Source organism: Pseudomonas salicis, assembly GCF_057128705.1.
This window is the reverse complement of record NZ_JBSKHU010000004.1, coordinates 103,644-119,639: the sequence shown is the minus strand read 5'-3', so window position 1 is coordinate 119,639 and position 15,996 is coordinate 103,644. Positions and strand designations below refer to the sequence as shown.

The window sequence follows — 15,996 nt, the reverse complement described above, 5'->3', positions numbered from 1 at the left end:
GTAGAAGTCGGCCGAGAGGTCAGCCTTTCTTGACGAACTCCGACTTCAGCTTCATCGCGCCGATGCCGTCGATCTTGCAGTCGATGTCGTGATCGCCGTCCACCAGACGGATGTTCTTGACCTTGGTGCCGACCTTGACCACCAGCGACGAGCCTTTGACTTTCAGGTCCTTGATCACCGTGACGGTGTCGCCGTCCTGCAGCGTGTTGCCGACGGCGTCTTTGATGATCTTCACGTCATCGCTCGCCTCAGCCGCGCCATCGGCGGACCACTCGTGGGCGCATTCCGGGCAGACGAGCTGGGTGCCGTCTTCGTAGGTGTATTCGGAATTGCATTTGGGGCACGGCGGTAAGCTCACGACGGTTCTCGCATCAGGAAAAATAGGCGCAGGATTATAAGGGTTTTTATTCACCTGCGGACAGTGGGGTTTTAATGGCCCGGAACCTTGCGTCTCACGGCAGTCATACAGGGTATGCGCTGCCAACGGCGGCGGATCTGATGCGAGAGGCTTCGACATGAACGACGAATACGATCTGCAACGTTTTCTCGATGCACAGGAACCCCTTTTCGAGCGCGCTCTGTCGGAGCTGCGCAACGGGCGCAAGCGCAGTCACTGGATGTGGTTCATCTTTCCCCAGTTGAAAGGGTTGGGTCACAGCGAGATGGCCCAGCGCTACGGCATTTCAGGACGCGAAGAAGCGCTGGCATATCTCCATCACCCTTGCCTGGGTCCCCGGTTGGAAAGCTGCAGCCGCGCGGTGTTGCAGTGGAAGCACCGCAGCGCCACGGAGATCATGGGTTCGCCGGATGACCTGAAGTTGCGTTCGAGCATGTCGCTGTTCGCCAGCGTGGCGCCTGAGCACGGGGTGTTTCAGGAGGTGATCGAGGCGTTTTTTGGGGGTAAAGCGGATACGGCGACGGTGTCGCGAATCAACTCAGATTGAAACACGGCAATCACATTCCCCTGTGGGAGCGAATTCATTCGCGAGGCGGCATTGCAGACCCCAGCATCTCCACCGCCTGACAGCTATTCGCGAATGAATTCGCTCCCACAGGGGGCCGCGCGATGTTCAGTTGTCGCTACGCTAACGCCGTGTCCATCACCATCATCAGGCAAAAGCCGACCAGCAGCCCGAGGCTGGCGATCTTGTCGTGCCCGTTGCGACGGGACTCGGGGATGATTTCGTGGGTCACCACCAGCAGCATCGCCCCGGCTGCCAAGGCCAGACCGATGGGCAGGAGCAACGCGGCGATTTCCACCAGCCACGCGCAGAGCACGGCGAACACCGGCTCGACCAACCCCGACGCCGCGCCGATCAGAAAGGCATTCAGCCGCGACATGCCCGCTGCCGCCAGGACCAGCGCGATGACCAACCCTTCCGGGACGTCCTGCAAGGCGATGCCCATTGCCAGGCTGTCCGCATGGGCCAGTCCGCCGCCCGCCGACACGCCCACCGCCATACCTTCCGGGATGTTGTGGGCGATGATCGCAATGACGAACAGCCAGATGTTTGACGGGATGGCCGGTTTGTCCGCGACCTCCGACAGTTGCGGGCCGCGAGAGACCAGCGTGTCGACGATGAAAAGCCCGACCGCTCCGGCCAGAATTCCGCCGCTGACCAAGGCGCCCGCGCCCCACGGCGAAAACCCAAGACCTTGCGCCGCGCTCAGGCCCGGTACAATCAACGAAAAAGCGGTCGCCGCGAGCATGATGCCCGCGCCGAAACCGAGCAATCCGTCGGACACCGCCACCGGCATCCCACGGATCACCAACACAGGCACTGCACCGAGCGCGGTCCCCAGTGCGCACAACGCTCCACCTTCCAACGCCCTCAACATACGGGGTTCAAGGCTCAGCCAGCTCAGTCCCTGGGCGATGAGCAACCCTGTGCCGACCAGCAGCAACACCGAACCGATGGCCAGACGAAACAACCGGCCGCTGCTGAGGGTGAGTAAATCAGAAGGCATAGATCGTCTACTTCTCGTTATGGGAGTTAGGCCAGAGCCTGGGCGTACCGCTTGGCCACTTCGTCCCAGTTCACGACGTTGTAGAACGCAGCGATGTATTCCGGGCGACGGTTCTGGTAACGCAGGTAATAGGCGTGCTCCCAGACGTCCAGACCGAGGATCGGCGTGTTGCCATTCATCAGTGGGCTGTCCTGGTTGCCGCTGCTTTCAACGACCAGCTTCTTCTCCGGCGTGACGCTCAGCCACGCCCAGCCGCTGCCGAATCGGGTCAGTGCGGCTTTGGTGAACGCCTCTTTGAAGGCGTCGATGCCGCCCAGTTGCTCATCGATGGCTTTGGCCAGCGCGCCACTTGGCAGACCGCCGCCTTTAGGGCTCATGACCTCCCAGAACAGCGAATGGTTGGCGTGACCGCCGCCCTGATTAATCACCGCCGGGCGCAGTTTTTCCGGCAGTTGGCCAACTCTGGCGACCAGTTTCTCAATCGGCCATTCAGCGTATTCGGTGCCTTCGACGGCGGCGTTGAGGTTGTTGATGTAGGTCTGATGGTGCTTGGTGTAGTGGATTTCCATGGTCTGCGCATCGATGTGTGGCTCAAGGGCATCGTAGGCGTATGGCAAGGCAGGCAAGGTATACGGCATATCAATGGACTCCAAAGGACAAAGTGCCGGCGGCAGCGGCGTTGCGCTGTAGCGCCGAGCGTGAGTGTTCGCCGCTGCTGTTGAGCAGTCGGTGGGTGCGTGGGTATTCACCGTGTTCGCTGATGAAGCCCAACAGTTCGCTGTAGGTCTTGTTGCTGTGTCGGAACGCGGCCTGGCGCAATGCAGGCGTCAGGCGCGGGTTCTGGATCACGTGCAGCAGGCGTTGATGGGCCGAGCACAGGTATTCGGCGCTTTCTTCCGGCTGATTCAGGCTCAGGTGCAGATCGGCCAGGTTGTGATGGGAAATCACGAACGCGGCAACCGCCTCGTCAGGGTCTTTCCAGCGCTCCAGCAGCACTTGCGCCAAGGCCAGGGCTTGCAGATAGAGTTCGCGGGCGTCGACCAGATCGCCACGGTTGAAGCAGCTATTGCCTTTCAGAATGGTGCTTTTCCAATGCTCCATGGCGCGTCTCCTCGATCGCTGACGTGGGTGTTCGCAGGTCAGATGCCGCCTGCAGTGAGTTTTTCCGGGTTCAGCAGGGTTTCCAGCCGCGAGCGATCCAGATCGGTGTGCTCAAGCGCCACGTCAATGATCGGACGGCCTTCCTTGTAGGCGGTTTTGGCGATTTCGGCCGCCTTTTGGTAGCCGATGATCGGGTTCAGCGCGGTCACCAGAATCGGGTTGCGCGACAGGGCTTCCTTGAGCTTGGCCTCGTTGACCTTGAAGGTGGCGATGGCCTTGTCGGCCAGCAGACGGCTGGAATTGGCCAGCAGCTCAATGCTTTCGAGCAGGTTGTGGGCAATGATCGGCAGCATCACGTTGAGCTCGAAGTTGCCCGACTGGCCGGCGACGGTGATGGCGGCGTCGTTGCCGATCACTTGCGCGGCGACCATCGCGGTGGCTTCCGGAATCACCGGGTTGACCTTGCCCGGCATGATCGAGGAGCCCGGTTGCAGGCCTTCCAGCTCGATCTCGCCCAGGCCTGCCAAGGGGCCTGAGTTCATCCAACGCAGGTCATTGGCGATCTTCATCAGCGACACGGCGGTGGCCTTGAGCTGACCGGAAACAGCCACGGCGGTGTCCTGAGAGCCGATCAGGGCGAACAGGTCCTTACCCGGCACAAAGCCCACGTGGCTCAACTGGCTCAGTTGCGTGGCAAAACGCGAGGCGAACTCCGGGTGCGCGTTGATCCCGGTCCCCACGGCTGTGCCGCCCTGGGCCAGCGCTTGCAGGCTCGGCAGCAGGTTTTCGATGTGCTCGACGTTGGCTTTGATCTGCTGCGACCAGCCGTTCAGCACCTGGCTCATGCGCACGGGCATGGCGTCCATCAGGTGGGTGCGGCCGGTTTTGACGAACGGGTGAACCTGCAGCGCTTTCTGTTCGGTGACCTGCACCAGATGCGCCAATGCAGGCAGCAGCTGTTCGTGGATCGCCAACGCGGCGCTGACGTGGATGGTGGTCGGAATGATGTCGTTGCTGCTCTGACCACAGTTGACGTGGTCGTTGGCGTTCACCGGTTCGCCGAGTACGCGGCTGGCGAGGGTGGCAATGACTTCGTTGGCGTTCATGTTGGTGCTGGTGCCGGAGCCTGTCTGGAACACGTCCACCGGAAAGTGCGCCATGAAGTCGCCTGCCAGCAGCTCTTTGCAGGCGGTGACGATGGCCTTGCTCTGACCTTCGCTGATTTGCTTGAGCTCAAGGTTGGCCTGAGCGGCAGCGGCCTTGGCCAGCAGCAGCGCACGAACGAACTGGTGAGGCATGCGCAACTGGCTGATCGGGAAGTTGTTCACCGCACGCTGGGTCTGCGCGCCATACAGGGCCTCGGACGGGACCTGCAACTCGCCCATGCTGTCGCGTTCAATACGGGTATTACTCATCAAGAGTTCCTTGCATCAGTTCAGCGAGAGAAATCGAGGGTTGCAACACGCAGGTCGCCAGTTGATGGGCGAAGGCCTGCCAGCGTTGGCGTTGTGAGGAGGAATGCGCAAGGGCCTGCAAATCCCGCAACGGACGCCAGGCCTGATCAAGGCACAGGCAGCGCCAATGCCAGGGCAGGACGGTGTCGCGAGCGGTGTCGATCAACAGTCGAAACGTGCTTTCGGCGATCAGTACGTGTGGGGTGGCCGTGAAACGCGCGAGGTAGCGGCCCTCGGCGAGGTAATGCTCAATGGCCCGCGGCTCGTCGGGATGCAAGGCGCAGCGAATCCGCAGACTCAGCGCACGCCAGTTTTCCAGATAAGGGGACTCGTGCAGAACAGTCGCCATGACCTCAGACCCATTTAACGAATGAGATTCATTATTAAATGAGTTTAAGAATCAAAACAACCCCGACATTGGAGGGGGGGCCAGTCATGAAATTCGAGTACGCCGCCCTGTAGGAGCGCGCTTGCCCGCGATAGTGGTGTGTCAGTCACGTTATGAGGCACGAGCAGAATGCGTTCGCGGGCAAGCGCGCTCCTACAAAAGACTGCGGGTTTCAAACCCTGTAGGAGTGAGCTTGCTCGCGATAGCGGCGTATCAGCCACGCATGCAGCGATTGGCACACCGAATCGCGAGCAAGCTCACTCCTACAGGGATGGAGGGATTTCAAAAATGCCGGGCCAAAAAAAGGCCTGCGCGTGGCAGGCCTTGGTAATCGCTCAACGCTGGGGAAATCAGCTCCCCGCCACCATCATCTTCTCGATCAACACCGACCCCGTGCGGATGTTGCTGCGCATCTCAAGATCGCTGCCCACGGCGACGATCTGCTTGAACATGTCACGCATGTTGCCGGCAATGGTCACTTCCTGAACCGGGAACTGAATCTCGCCGTTCTCGACCCAGAAACCCGCCGCGCCGCGCGAATAATCGCCGGTGACCATGTTCAGGCCGCTGCCCATCAGTTCGGTGACCAACAGGCCGCGTCCCATGCGACGGATCAGTGCGGCCTGGTCTTCAGTGCCGTGGGAAACGAACAGGTTGTGCACGCCGCCCGCGTTGGCGGTGCTTGGCAGACCCAGTTTGCGGCCCGAATACGTGCTGAGGATGTAGGACACCAAGTCACCGTTCTCGACGAACGGCTTGGCGTAGGTCGCCAGGCCATCGCCGTCGAAGGCCGAGCTGCCCATGGCGCGCATCAAGTGTGGACGCTCGTCGATGGTCATCCACTCCGGGAACAGGCGCTGGCCAATAGCGCCTTCAAGGAACGACGATTTGCGGTACAAGTTGCCGCCGGAAATCGCCCCCAAGAAGCTGCCGAACAGACCGCCCGCCAGTTCCGCCGAAAACAGCACTGGCACCTCGCAGGTCGGCACCGGACGCGCGCCCAAACGGCTCGCGGCGCGTTCGGCGGCTTTCTGGCCAATGAGTTTTGCGTCCATCAGCAGCTCGCCCTGACGATTGACGTCGTACCAATAATCGCGCTGCATCTGGCCGTCTTTTTCGGCGATCATCACGCAACTGAGGCTATGGCGGGTGGATGCGTAGCCGCCAATGAAGCCGTGACTGTTGCCATAGACGCGGCAGCCCTGATGCACGTTCAAGGTCGTGCCATCGGCGTTTTTGATCAGGCTGTTGGCATCGAACGCCGCCGCTTCGCAGATCAACGCGCGCTCGATCGCCTCTTCCGGGGTGATCGCCCACGGGTGGAACAGGTCGAAATCCGGCTGCTCCCGGGCCATCAGCGCGGCATCGGCGAGGCCCGAGCTTTCGTCTTCCGAGGTGTGTTTGGCGATGGCGAGTGCCGCCGCGACGGTTTCGCGAATGGCGTCCGGGCCGCTGGCCGAGGTGCTGGCCGAGCCTTTGCGGTGGCCGACATACAGGGTGATGCCGAAGCCCTGATCGCGGTTGAACTCGACGGTTTCGACTTCGCGCTGGCGAACCGACGTCGACAGCCCCTGATCCACAGACACTGCCACTTCGCACGCGGTCGCGCCTTGGCGTTTGGCTTCGGCCACGATCTGCTCGACCTGCTGTTGCAGTGCCGGGAGGGCCTGTGGGCCGACGCTTTCTGATGCACTCATGACTTACTCCATCAAATTCCGATTTCGGCAGCCAGGCCGGACATTTGGTCCCTGACTGGTTATCATGGCGGCGTTTATTTGCGGACTGCCCCCATGGTTGATTCTTACGACGACTCCTTCGACGGAGAGAAAAGCAAAACCCAGATCAAGAAAGAGCTTCACGCTCTGGTAGACCTGGGCGAACGCTTGACGACATTCAAGCCCGATGTGCTGGCCAAGCTGCCGCTGACCGACGAATTGCGTCGGGCACTGGCCGATGCGCCCAAGCACACCGCGCACATTGCGCGTAAGCGCCACATCTCGTTCATTGGCCGGCTGATGCGCGACCAGAACCTGGACGAAATCCTGGTCCTGCTCGATCAGCTCGACGCCTCCACGCGCCAGTACAACGAGCGCTTTCACAATCTGGAACGCTGGCGCGACCGGTTGGTGGGCGGCACTGACGACGTGCTCGAACAGTTCGTCAATGAGTACCCGGAAGCCGACCGTCAGCAACTGCGTTCGCTGATCCGTCAGGCTCAGCACGAGGCCAAGCAAAACAAGGCCCCGACCGCGACCCGCAAAATCTTCAAATACATCCGCGAACTGGACGAAACCAAGCGCGGATTGCGTTAAATCCGCTGCTCACCTGCTACACGCTGCTCCTGTAGGATTGAGCTTGCTCGCGATTACGGTGTGTCAATTTCAAATTAAGCGTCTGACATTCCGCAATCGCGAGCAAGCTCACTCCTACAGTGCTTCATTCCCCGCTTACGACCCTGTGCCACCCACAGTGATCGCATCGATCTTCAGCGTTGGCTGACCGACGCCCACGGGCACCGATTGCCCATCCTTGCCGCACGTGCCCACGCCACTGTCCAGCGACAGGTCGTTGCCGACCATCGACACCCGGCTCATGCACTCCGGACCGTTACCGATCAGCGTCGCGCCTTTGACTGGGGCAGTGATTTTGCCGTCTTCGATCAAATAGGCTTCGCTGGTAGAGAACACGAACTTGCCGCTGGTGATATCGACCTGACCGCCGCCGAGGTTGGCGCAGTAGATGCCCTTCTTCACCGAAGCGATGATTTCTGCCGGATCGCTCTGGCCGCCGAGCATGTAGGTGTTGGTCATGCGCGGCATCGGCAGGTGCGCGTAGGACTCGCGACGACCGTTACCGGTACGGGCAACGCCCATCAGCCGTGCGTTGAGCTTGTCCTGCATGTAGCCCTTGAGCACGCCATTCTCGATCAGCGTGGTGCATTCGGTCTGGGTGCCTTCGTCGTCCACGCTCAGCGAGCCGCGACGCCCTGCGAGGGTCCCGTCATCGACAATGGTGCAGAGTTTGGAAGCGACCATTTCGCCCATGCGACCGCTGTAGGCCGAACTGCCCTTACGGTTGAAGTCGCCTTCCAGACCGTGGCCCACTGCTTCGTGCAGCAGCACGCCGGACCAGCCGGAACCCAGTACGACTGGCAGCGTACCCGCTGGCGCAGGAATCGCTTCCAGGTTGACCAGCGCCTGACGCAACGCCTCGCGGGCGTAGCCCATGGCGCGGTCTTCCTGAAGGAAATAGCGGTAGTCGGTACGCCCGCCACCGCCATGGCCGCCGCGCTCGCGGCGACCGTTCTGTTCGACGATCACGCTGACGTTGAAACGCACCAGAGGGCGCACGTCCGCGGCCAGACCGCCATCGGTCGACGCCACCAGAATGCGCTCCCAGACCCCGGCCATGCTCACGGTGACTTGCTGAATGCGCGGGTCCAGCGCACGGGTGGCCACGTCGATGCGCTTGAGCAACTCGACCTTTTCGGCGCGGGTCAGGACTTCCAGGGGGTTATCAGGCGCGTAGAGCTGGGCGACGTCCTGGGTGGTGAAGGCTTGCACGCGGCCATTCTGACCGGCGCGAGAAATCGAGCGAGCGGCGCGGGCAGCCTGGCTCAATGCTTCAGGGGTGATCGCATTGCTGTAAGCGAAGCCGGTCTTTTCACCGGACTGCGCACGCACGCCGACGCCTTGGTCGAGGTTGAAGCTGCCTTCCTTGACGATGCCGTCTTCCAGCGCCCAGGACTCGGAAATCTGGCCCTGGAAATACAGGTCAGCGGCGTCGATTCCGGGACCGGCCAGCTCACCCAGCACCGATTGCAGGCTGTCGATGCTCAGGCCGCCGGGGGCCAGAAGGTGTTCGCTGACAGAGGACAAGTCGCTCATATTCACTCCGGGGTGTTGGCAGGCCGCAAAGCGTCCTGCGAAAAAAATCGCCGATGATTCGTCACCGGCATTCGCGTCCGTATGGACGCTTGTTCTTCACTGTCTCGTTCGGCCAGTAGCACGGCTTCACCCTGTGCCTGCTCAGCCAGCACGCGGCCCCATGGATCTATGATCGCCGCGTGTCCAAATGTTTCCCTTGGCCCCGGATGCACCCCGCCCTGCGCGGCCGCCAGCACGTAGCACTGGGTTTCGATGGCACGCGCGCGCAGCAGGATTTCCCAGTGCGCCGCGCCGGTCACGGCGGTAAAGGCCGACGGCGCGGTAATCAATTCGGCGCCCGCGTCTCGCAACGCGGTGTACAGCTCGGGGAAGCGCAGGTCGTAACAGACCGTCAGCCCCAGCTTTCCAACGGGTGTATCAGCGACCACGACGTTGTTGCCATGAGCATAGTCGTCGGATTCGCGATAACGCCCGCGCGCATCCGCTACGTCCACGTCGAACAGGTGCAGCTTGTCGTAGCGCGCCACCTGTTCGCCCTGATCGTCGACCAACAGCGAACACGCCGTGACCTTGCCCTCTGGCCGGTCTTTCGGCGGCAGCGGCAATGTCCCGGCGACAATCCATAACTTGAGGTCGCGAGCGGCGAGTTTCAACCACGGCAGGATCGGACCCTCGCCAAAGGCTTCGGCGCGGCCAATGGCAGCGATGTCACGACGGCCCATGGCGGCGAAGTTTTCCGGCAACACCGCCAGCCTGGCGCCCGAGGCAGCGGCCTGTTCCAGCAGCTTGCGCGCTTGAACGAGATTGCCCGCGACATCGCTCTGACTGACCATCTGAATCACTGCGAAGGACATGAAACGCTCCTTGATCGGTAGAACTGCACTGTACTCCAACGCGAAGCACGGTGTTCCCTGTAGGAGTGAGCTTGCTCGCGATCCGATGTCTCTGTGACGATTACGTCGACTGATGCGACGCTATCGCGAGCAAGCTCACTCCTACAGCCCATGTATCAGCCCAATTCATGATGGACGCCAATAGCTTCTGCCTACTGCGGCTTTTCAAACGGCTTGTCGAAAGTGATTTTAGGCTCTTTCCACGGACCTTCGACCTTGTATTGCACACTCGCGAAACGCGCGACGCGGTCACCCAGCAGCTTGTCGACCAGGAACAACGCGCCGCCAATCGCAGGGGCGCCAACGATCAGCGCGGCAATCGGCAGGTTGTTGGTCACCGGCAGGGTCACGAGCAGTTTGGCATCGACCCGGTCACGCACCATGTCCAGCGTGCCGTTAAGCTCCAGATTGCTCGACGGGCCAATCATGGTGATCGGGTCGCGGGTCACGTACACGCCGTCGCTGGCCACCAGCAAGCCTTTGACACGGTCGTAACTCAGCCCTTTGTTCAGCAAGTCCGAGAAATCCAGGCGCAGACGACGACCGATGGAGTTGAAGTTGAGCAGGCCGAACACCCGCAACGCCTGCGCCCCACCCTCCACTTCAACGAACTGGCCATTTTTGAGCGTGGCGTCGAGGCTGCCGGAATACCGCTTGAGCCCTACCCACGCAGGCGAACCCGGCCAACGGCCATCGGCATTCATCTCGAATTCCTGACTGGTCACCGTCGGCGCAAAACCCCATGCCTTCAGCACATCGGCGAGGTTTTTCCCCGCCACCTGGCCTTTGAACCAACTGCTCGTCGAACCCGGCGTGCCTTCCCAGCCGCCGTTGCCCACCAGCGAAATGCCCTTAAGACCCAGGTCCATGTCATTCAGTTGAAGGCCTGCAGGCGTGGGCCGAGCCTTCAATGTCCAGGCCCCCACCAGTTGATCCCCCTGAAACAGCTGGGTGATCTTGATGTTCATCGCAGGAATATTGTGCGGATCGACGTCCGCCAACGGGTCAGGCGCGTTTTCCACCACGGCGGCGTTCGGGTCCGGCGCAGGCAAACGGACGTACAGCAGGTTGATGTCAGCGGGTGTTGTCTTGTCGTCTGGTAGCGTCGCCGTGCCCTTGATCTTCGCGCTGTCCAGCGACAGGCCCCAACTGGCGTCGTTGCGCTTGAGCTGCACGTTGGCTTGATCCAGCGTCGTGCCCATGGCGGTCAGCTTGCCAATCTGCAGATCAACGCTGTTGACCAACTGTTTGGCGCTGCCCCCCGGATCGTTACCCGCATAGCGCTGAACCATCGCCTGCCACGGCGCGATGTCCAGTTCGGGCAGCGAGCCGCGTACACGCAGGCCCTTGCTGTCCGGAATGATCGCCCCGCCCTCGCCAATGAACAGCTCACCACGGCCGTCCTCGAACTTGCCGCCGGGGGCCGCGAAGGCAAAATTGGCCAGGTTGCCATAGCCCACGCCGATGCGCCGTTCGGCCCCTTGCAGGTTCATGCGGAAATCGGTGTCGCGGGTCTCATCGGCGGTTTTGCCGAACGGCGCAGGCAAGTCAATGGCCACGCCCTTGAGGTTGGAATTGATCAACAGCGGGCTGTCGGCGCCATTCAGCGTCAGTTGCAACTGGTACGGCAGATCCCCGGACACTGGCAGCGGTTGAGTGACGTTCAGCCAGTCCGTCAGGCGTTTGGTCGCGATCTGGCTGCTGGCCGTGATGCGCGTCAGCGGCGCCCCCGGCTTGCCTTCGGCGAAGATTTCGGCATTGACGGGCTTGTCGAACGCCATGGCCTTGATGTTCTTGCCGCTCAGGCCCTTGGCGTAATCGAAACGGAAATTGCCCTTGAGCTGGGTCAGATCAAGCACCGGGTCAGGCAACCGCAAACGGGCACTGTCGGTGTTGAAATCCACAGCGACCTTGGGCTCCTGGCCCTTGACCAGCGGGATATCCAGATTGATATGCCCTTGCAGCGGCCCTTCCGCTTGCCAGCCGTTGAAGGTCTGGGCAGTGCCTATGGGCGCTTCCTGCAGAATCTTCATGCCGTCTTGCAGACTGCCGTTGAAGTCACCGTCCACCAGCAAATGACTCGATTGTCCCGACGGCACGTGAGGCACGTCCACCGCCACGTTGCTCACCTGAGTGCCGAGCAGTTGCCCCTTGGTCGCCCGAATGCGCACGCCGCTGTTTTCAACGAAGACGTTGCCATCGACACCGGTCAGCTGCGGCCAGCCGGGCTGGAACGCAAGATTGGCGTTCCGTACCTTGAAGAACAGGCTGATGACCCGCGCCACGTCCTGCGCGTCGTGATTCAGCGAGCCCTGATACTGGAAGAAGCTCTGTTCGACGTTGCCGCTGAGAATGGCCGTGCGCAGCCAATGATCAAGCGACGGGCTGAGCACCGCAGGCAGGTATTTGGACGTGTAGCGACCGTCGGCATCCACCAGCCCGACGCGCAGGTCCATGTAGTCTTCCTGAGCCTGATCGAAATGCAGGCGAATCAGGAAATCGCTGGCGATCTTGCCCTCGTCACCGACCACCTTGATGTACGGGGCGATCAGCGTGAACCCCTGATCGTCCAACGCCCAGGTCAGGCGTGCATCGGCGTGGTGATAATTCCATTCGTTCTTGAAGATCGGGTCCAGGTGCAGCATGAAATCGTCGGTGTTCAGGCGCAGTTCGCCCTGCCCCAAGTCGCCACTGATGGCGCCGCTGACATTTCCGGCCGCAGGCGCGCCGTGATAGGCGTCGAAACCGACCTTGTCCAGATTGGCAGCAAAGCTCAGACGCTTGGCGCCCTCGGCCTGCGGACGATAATCGACCAGCACGTTGCGCAGGCCGCCGGTGACGTTCAGGTGATCGAGCACCACCATCAGCTTGTCAGGCAACGGTGCGAGCGAGTCGAGCAGCGGCGTCACCGGCGTCAGATCCAGACGATCAGCCTGTACGTTCCATAGCTCTTGTGCGTCGGACGTCGCCGCCGTCTGCTTGAGCTGGAGTCGGCTTTCCCAGCGTTTGCCGCCAAGGTCCATGGCCAGGGAACTCACCGACACATTGAAACCAGCGTCATCGCGCTGAAGCCATGCGTTGAGGGCCAGGTTGTCGATCTTCGTGGCCTTGCGGGCGGCATACGCCCCTTTGAACTGTGGCGCATTGAGTCGGACCACGGCGGATTGCAGCGTGCCCTTGCCCCACGTCAACCAGAACTCGCCACCGGCCTTGAGGGTCTTGATCTTCCATCCTTGGGTCACGCTCTTGGGCAGCCACTTGGACCACTCGCTCTGAGGCAGGCTCAGGTAAGCCTCGGCCTCTGCGTCCCGCCACGCGCTGGCGCGAATTTTAGAGCGTACGTTCAGCGACAGCGGCTGGCCATCCGGCAGCGTCACCTTGGCATCAAGACGCTGATGGAAGCGCCCGGTCTTGAGGGTCATGCTGGCGTAAGTCAGGGTCAGCGGAGCTTGCTCATAGGGCTGCAAGGTGATCTGACTGTCGAACAGCGACAGGGTCGAGATCATCTGCATTTGCGTCAGCACCTGTTCAGGGTCGAACGGCTTGTCATCCTGCATCGGTAAGCCCTGGAGGGCCCAGTGCCCGTCCTTGTCTTCTTTGAGCCCCACTTGCAGCCCATCGAGTTCAAGCCGCGCAATACGCACCTGCCGCGCCTTGAGGCTGGCCCACAGGTCCGGCACCGCACGCACATGGTCCAGACGCACCGAGGCAGAACCCTGGCCTACCATGACGTCCCGCGCTGTGAAAATCGGCGCAAAGCCGCTCCAACTGCCTTCGAGACGTCCAATGCTGACGGGCATACCCACCGCCGCCTGCGCCTTGACCTCAACATCTGCACGGTACTCGGCGACCATCGGCACCAGTTGGCGGCCGAGGCTGACGTACAGCGCGATCAACACCAAAACCAGGGCGCACACGCTCAGGCCCCAACGCGTCAGGGTCGCGAGGAAACGTGTCAGACGCTCCATGTCGCCGAGCCTCCAGGCAGCGCGCCCTTCAAAGGCATCCGGCTCAGTCGTACGGTTACGGGTAGGTCCGGGAAGTGCTCATTCGCCACGCAAAATTCTCTTTGAAAGGCATCCTTGCCATCCGCCCGTCAATAGGCTCGGTTGTCTGGTCAACGACCGCGCGGCGCAAGGCGCGGCGGTTCAAGCGGTGTTTTGAGCCCAATCAGAGCAGCACAACGTCATATTGTTCCTGGGAATACATGGTTTCGACCTGAAAACGAATGGTCCGGCCAATGAACACTTCCAGCTCAGCGACGTTGCCAGACTCCTCGTCAAGCAGCCGATCCACCACTTTCTGGTTCGCCAGCACCCGATACCCCAACGCCTGATAGGCCCGCGCTTCGCGCAAGATTTCGCGGAAAATCTCGTAGCAGATGGTTTCTGGGGTTTTCAGCTTGCCGCGCCCCTGACAGCTGCTGCACGGCTCGCACAACACCTGCTCCAGACTCTCGCGGGTACGCTTGCGGGTCATCTGCACCAGGCCCAGCTCGGTGATACCGATGATGTTGGTTTTCGCGTGATCCCGCTCCAGCTGCTTCTCCAGCGTGCGCAACACCTGACGCTGATGTTCACCGTCTTCCATGTCGATGAAATCGATGATGATGATCCCGCCGATATTGCGCAGGCGCAGTTGCCGGGCAATGGCCGTGGCCGCTTCCAGGTTGGTCTTGAAAATCGTCTCTTCGAGATTGCGATGGCCAACGAACGCGCCCGTATTGACGTCGATGGTGGTCATCGCTTCGGCTGGGTCGATCACCAGATAGCCACCGGACTTCAGAGGCACCTTGCGCTCCAGCGCTTTCTGGATTTCGTCTTCGACGCCATACAGGTCGAAAATCGGCCGCTCGCCGGGGTAGTGTTCGAGACGATCGGCAATTTCCGGCATCAGCTCGGCCACGAACTGCGTGGTCTTCTGGAAGGTTTCCCGGGAGTCGATGCGGATTTTTTCAATTCGCGGGCTGACCAGATCGCGCAACGTGCGCAGGGCCAGACCCAAATCTTCGTAAATGACGCTGGCCGGGCCGATGGTCTTGATCTGCTCGCCAATCTGGTCCCAGAGGCGGCGCAGATAGCGGATGTCCATCATGATCTCATCGGCCCCGGCGCCCTCGGCTGCCGTGCGCAGGATGAAACCGCCCTTCTCCTTGATCCCTTCCTTGGCCACGCAATCGCTGACGACCTGTTTGAGCCGCTCGCGCTCGACTTCGTCTTCGATCTTCAGGGAAATCCCGACGTGGGCCGTGCGCGGCATGTACACCAGATAGCGGGAGGGAATCGACAGCTGAGTGGTCAGGCGTGCGCCTTTGCTGCCGATCGGGTCTTTGGTGACCTGCACCACCAGGCTCTGGCCTTCGTGCACCAGCGAACTGATGGTTTCCACCGCCGGGCCTTCGCGCATGGAGATTTCCGAGGCGTGAATGAACGCCGCGCGGTCCAGGCCAATGTCGATGAACGCCGCCTGCATTCCCGGCAGCACACGCACAACTTTGCCTTTGTAAATGTTGCCGACGATCCCGCGACGCTGGGTGCGCTCGACATGGACTTCCTGCAAAACCCCGTTCTCAACGACGGCCACGCGCGACTCCATCGGCGTGATGTTGATCAGAATCTCTTCACTCATGGTTTTTCACCTTCCAGGCATTGCCAGCAGGGTATGCCAAAACGCTGGAGGATTTCTGCGGTTTCGCACAAGGGCAGGCCGACGACCGCGGAATAACTGCCACTGAGGTTTTCCACGAACACGGCGCCCAGCCCTTGAATGCCGTAACTACCGGCTTTGTCCCGTGGTTCACCACTGGCCCAGTAGGCACGGGCCTCTTCGGGGGAAATCGGACGAAAACGTACGCGACTGCTGACGACGCGGGTTTCACAGTGCTGCTCATCGACCACCGCAATGGCGGTCAAGACCTCGTGTTCGCGATTGGACAGCGCAGCGAGCATGGCCAGAGATTCGGCTTCGTCAGCAGGTTTGCCGAGAATACGACCGTCAAGAACCACCGCCGTGTCAGCGCCGAGAACGCAGGCGGTGGGGTAGGCGGGGTCATTGGCCAGTTGCAGCAAACCGGCATCAGCCTTGCCACGGGCCAAGCGCTCGACATAAGCCGTCGGGGTTTCGTTGGGGAGCGGGGTTTCGTCGATGTCGGCGCTGAGCGTGGTGAACGGCACACCGATCTGCGTCAGCAATTCACGACGGCGCGGGGAGCCGGAGGCGAGAAGAAGTTGGGGCATGGGACGTCTCCGTGTCAGTGATCTTCAGCTTAGCCAGCGCCACTCCTGTGGGAGCGGATTCATTCTGGG

14 protein-coding genes are annotated in these 15,996 nt (G+C 61.3%); 2 read left to right on the top strand and 12 right to left on the bottom strand.

What is annotated here, in order from left to right:
• Positions 1 to 19 precede the first annotated feature (19 nt).
• Positions 20 to 358: a zinc ribbon domain-containing protein YjdM gene (locus tag ACWKWE_RS15335; RefSeq protein WP_199884985.1), complete on the bottom strand. Its 339-nt coding sequence runs from the start codon at positions 356 to 358 to the stop codon at positions 20 to 22.
• 157 nt (positions 359 to 515) lie between these two features.
• Here ACWKWE_RS15335 and ACWKWE_RS15330 point away from each other — a divergent pair, with 157 nt between their 5' ends.
• Entirely contained in the window at positions 516 to 944 is a 429-nt protein-coding gene (locus ACWKWE_RS15330) for a DUF1810 domain-containing protein (protein WP_483851024.1), read from the top strand.
• 136 nt (positions 945 to 1,080) lie between these two features.
• Here ACWKWE_RS15330 and ACWKWE_RS15325 read toward each other — a convergent pair whose 3' ends face one another.
• The 6 genes from ACWKWE_RS15325 to pmbA form a co-directional block, all read right to left on the bottom strand.
• Positions 1,081 to 1,968 carry a ZIP family metal transporter gene (locus tag ACWKWE_RS15325; RefSeq protein ID WP_166593708.1) on the bottom strand — a complete coding sequence of 296 codons (888 nt, stop codon included), beginning with the start codon at positions 1,966 to 1,968 and terminating at the stop codon, positions 1,081 to 1,083.
• A gap of 26 nt (positions 1,969 to 1,994) precedes the next feature.
• Entirely contained in the window at positions 1,995 to 2,606 is a 612-nt protein-coding gene (locus ACWKWE_RS15320) for a superoxide dismutase (protein ID WP_483851023.1), read from the bottom strand.
• A gap of 1 nt (position 2,607) precedes the next feature.
• Positions 2,608 to 3,069 (bottom strand): DUF2753 family protein, encoded by a 462-nt coding sequence (locus tag ACWKWE_RS15315; protein WP_166593710.1) that lies wholly within the window; start codon positions 3,067 to 3,069, stop codon positions 2,608 to 2,610.
• 38 nt (positions 3,070 to 3,107) lie between these two features.
• Positions 3,108 to 4,484 carry a class II fumarate hydratase gene (locus ACWKWE_RS15310; protein WP_483851022.1) on the bottom strand — a complete coding sequence of 459 codons (1,377 nt, stop codon included), beginning with the start codon at positions 4,482 to 4,484 and terminating at the stop codon, positions 3,108 to 3,110.
• The gene (locus ACWKWE_RS15305; RefSeq protein WP_166593712.1) at positions 4,477 to 4,872 is read right to left on the bottom strand and encodes a FagA protein; all 396 of its coding nucleotides are present in this window, start codon (positions 4,870 to 4,872) and stop codon (positions 4,477 to 4,479) included. The genes ACWKWE_RS15310 and ACWKWE_RS15305 overlap by 8 nt, the downstream gene beginning before the upstream one ends.
• A gap of 389 nt (positions 4,873 to 5,261) precedes the next feature.
• The gene (pmbA, locus tag ACWKWE_RS15300; RefSeq protein WP_166593713.1) at positions 5,262 to 6,608 is read right to left on the bottom strand and encodes a metalloprotease PmbA; all 1,347 of its coding nucleotides are present in this window, start codon (positions 6,606 to 6,608) and stop codon (positions 5,262 to 5,264) included.
• A 93-nt stretch (positions 6,609 to 6,701) separates the two neighbouring features.
• Between pmbA and yjgA the strand changes: the two genes are divergently transcribed.
• Positions 6,702 to 7,223 carry a ribosome biogenesis factor YjgA gene (yjgA, locus tag ACWKWE_RS15295; protein WP_166593714.1) on the top strand — a complete coding sequence of 174 codons (522 nt, stop codon included), beginning with the start codon at positions 6,702 to 6,704 and terminating at the stop codon, positions 7,221 to 7,223.
• A gap of 135 nt (positions 7,224 to 7,358) precedes the next feature.
• Here the strand turns inward: yjgA and tldD are convergent, their stop codons facing one another.
• From tldD to ACWKWE_RS15270, 5 genes are all read right to left on the bottom strand, one after another.
• The gene (tldD, locus tag ACWKWE_RS15290; protein WP_166593715.1) at positions 7,359 to 8,798 is read right to left on the bottom strand and encodes a metalloprotease TldD; all 1,440 of its coding nucleotides are present in this window, start codon (positions 8,796 to 8,798) and stop codon (positions 7,359 to 7,361) included.
• Positions 8,799 to 8,800: 2 nt separating this feature from the next.
• The gene (locus ACWKWE_RS15285; protein WP_166593716.1) at positions 8,801 to 9,652 is read right to left on the bottom strand and encodes a carbon-nitrogen hydrolase family protein; all 852 of its coding nucleotides are present in this window, start codon (positions 9,650 to 9,652) and stop codon (positions 8,801 to 8,803) included.
• Positions 9,653 to 9,843: 191 nt separating this feature from the next.
• On the bottom strand, positions 9,844 to 13,659 hold the full coding sequence (locus ACWKWE_RS15280) for a YhdP family protein (RefSeq protein WP_483851021.1): 3,816 nt from the start codon (positions 13,657 to 13,659) through the stop codon (positions 9,844 to 9,846).
• 202 nt (positions 13,660 to 13,861) lie between these two features.
• Positions 13,862 to 15,319, bottom strand: coding sequence for a ribonuclease G (gene rng, locus ACWKWE_RS15275; RefSeq protein WP_166593718.1), 1,458 nt, complete (start codon positions 15,317 to 15,319; stop codon positions 13,862 to 13,864).
• Positions 15,316 to 15,927 (bottom strand): Maf family protein, encoded by a 612-nt coding sequence (locus ACWKWE_RS15270; RefSeq protein WP_341959789.1) that lies wholly within the window; start codon positions 15,925 to 15,927, stop codon positions 15,316 to 15,318. The genes rng and ACWKWE_RS15270 overlap by 4 nt, the downstream gene beginning before the upstream one ends.
• Positions 15,928 to 15,996: the final 69 nt, after the last annotated feature.

What these genes read in the sequence shown, in the direction of transcription:
- ACWKWE_RS15285 (WP_166593716.1), bottom strand. Translation starts at nt 9,652, where the DNA reads ATGTCCTTCGCAGTGATTCAGATGGTCAGTCAGAGCGATGTCGCGGGC.
- rng (WP_166593718.1), bottom strand. Translation starts at nt 15,319, where the DNA reads ATGAGTGAAGAGATTCTGATCAACATCACGCCGATGGAGTCGCGCGTG.
- ACWKWE_RS15330 (WP_483851024.1), top strand. Translation starts at nt 516, where the DNA reads ATGAACGACGAATACGATCTGCAACGTTTTCTCGATGCACAGGAACCC.
- ACWKWE_RS15305 (WP_166593712.1), bottom strand. Translation starts at nt 4,872, where the DNA reads ATGGCGACTGTTCTGCACGAGTCCCCTTATCTGGAAAACTGGCGTGCG.
- ACWKWE_RS15280 (WP_483851021.1), bottom strand. Translation starts at nt 13,659, where the DNA reads ATGGAGCGTCTGACACGTTTCCTCGCGACCCTGACGCGTTGGGGCCTG.
- ACWKWE_RS15270 (WP_341959789.1), bottom strand. Translation starts at nt 15,927, where the DNA reads ATGCCCCAACTTCTTCTCGCCTCCGGCTCCCCGCGCCGTCGTGAATTG.
- ACWKWE_RS15315 (WP_166593710.1), bottom strand. Translation starts at nt 3,069, where the DNA reads ATGGAGCATTGGAAAAGCACCATTCTGAAAGGCAATAGCTGCTTCAAC.
- ACWKWE_RS15320 (WP_483851023.1), bottom strand. Translation starts at nt 2,606, where the DNA reads ATGCCGTATACCTTGCCTGCCTTGCCATACGCCTACGATGCCCTTGAG.
- yjgA (WP_166593714.1), top strand. Translation starts at nt 6,702, where the DNA reads ATGGTTGATTCTTACGACGACTCCTTCGACGGAGAGAAAAGCAAAACC.
- pmbA (WP_166593713.1), bottom strand. Translation starts at nt 6,608, where the DNA reads ATGAGTGCATCAGAAAGCGTCGGCCCACAGGCCCTCCCGGCACTGCAA.
- tldD (WP_166593715.1), bottom strand. Translation starts at nt 8,798, where the DNA reads ATGAGCGACTTGTCCTCTGTCAGCGAACACCTTCTGGCCCCCGGCGGC.
- ACWKWE_RS15325 (WP_166593708.1), bottom strand. Translation starts at nt 1,968, where the DNA reads ATGCCTTCTGATTTACTCACCCTCAGCAGCGGCCGGTTGTTTCGTCTG.
- ACWKWE_RS15310 (WP_483851022.1), bottom strand. Translation starts at nt 4,484, where the DNA reads ATGAGTAATACCCGTATTGAACGCGACAGCATGGGCGAGTTGCAGGTC.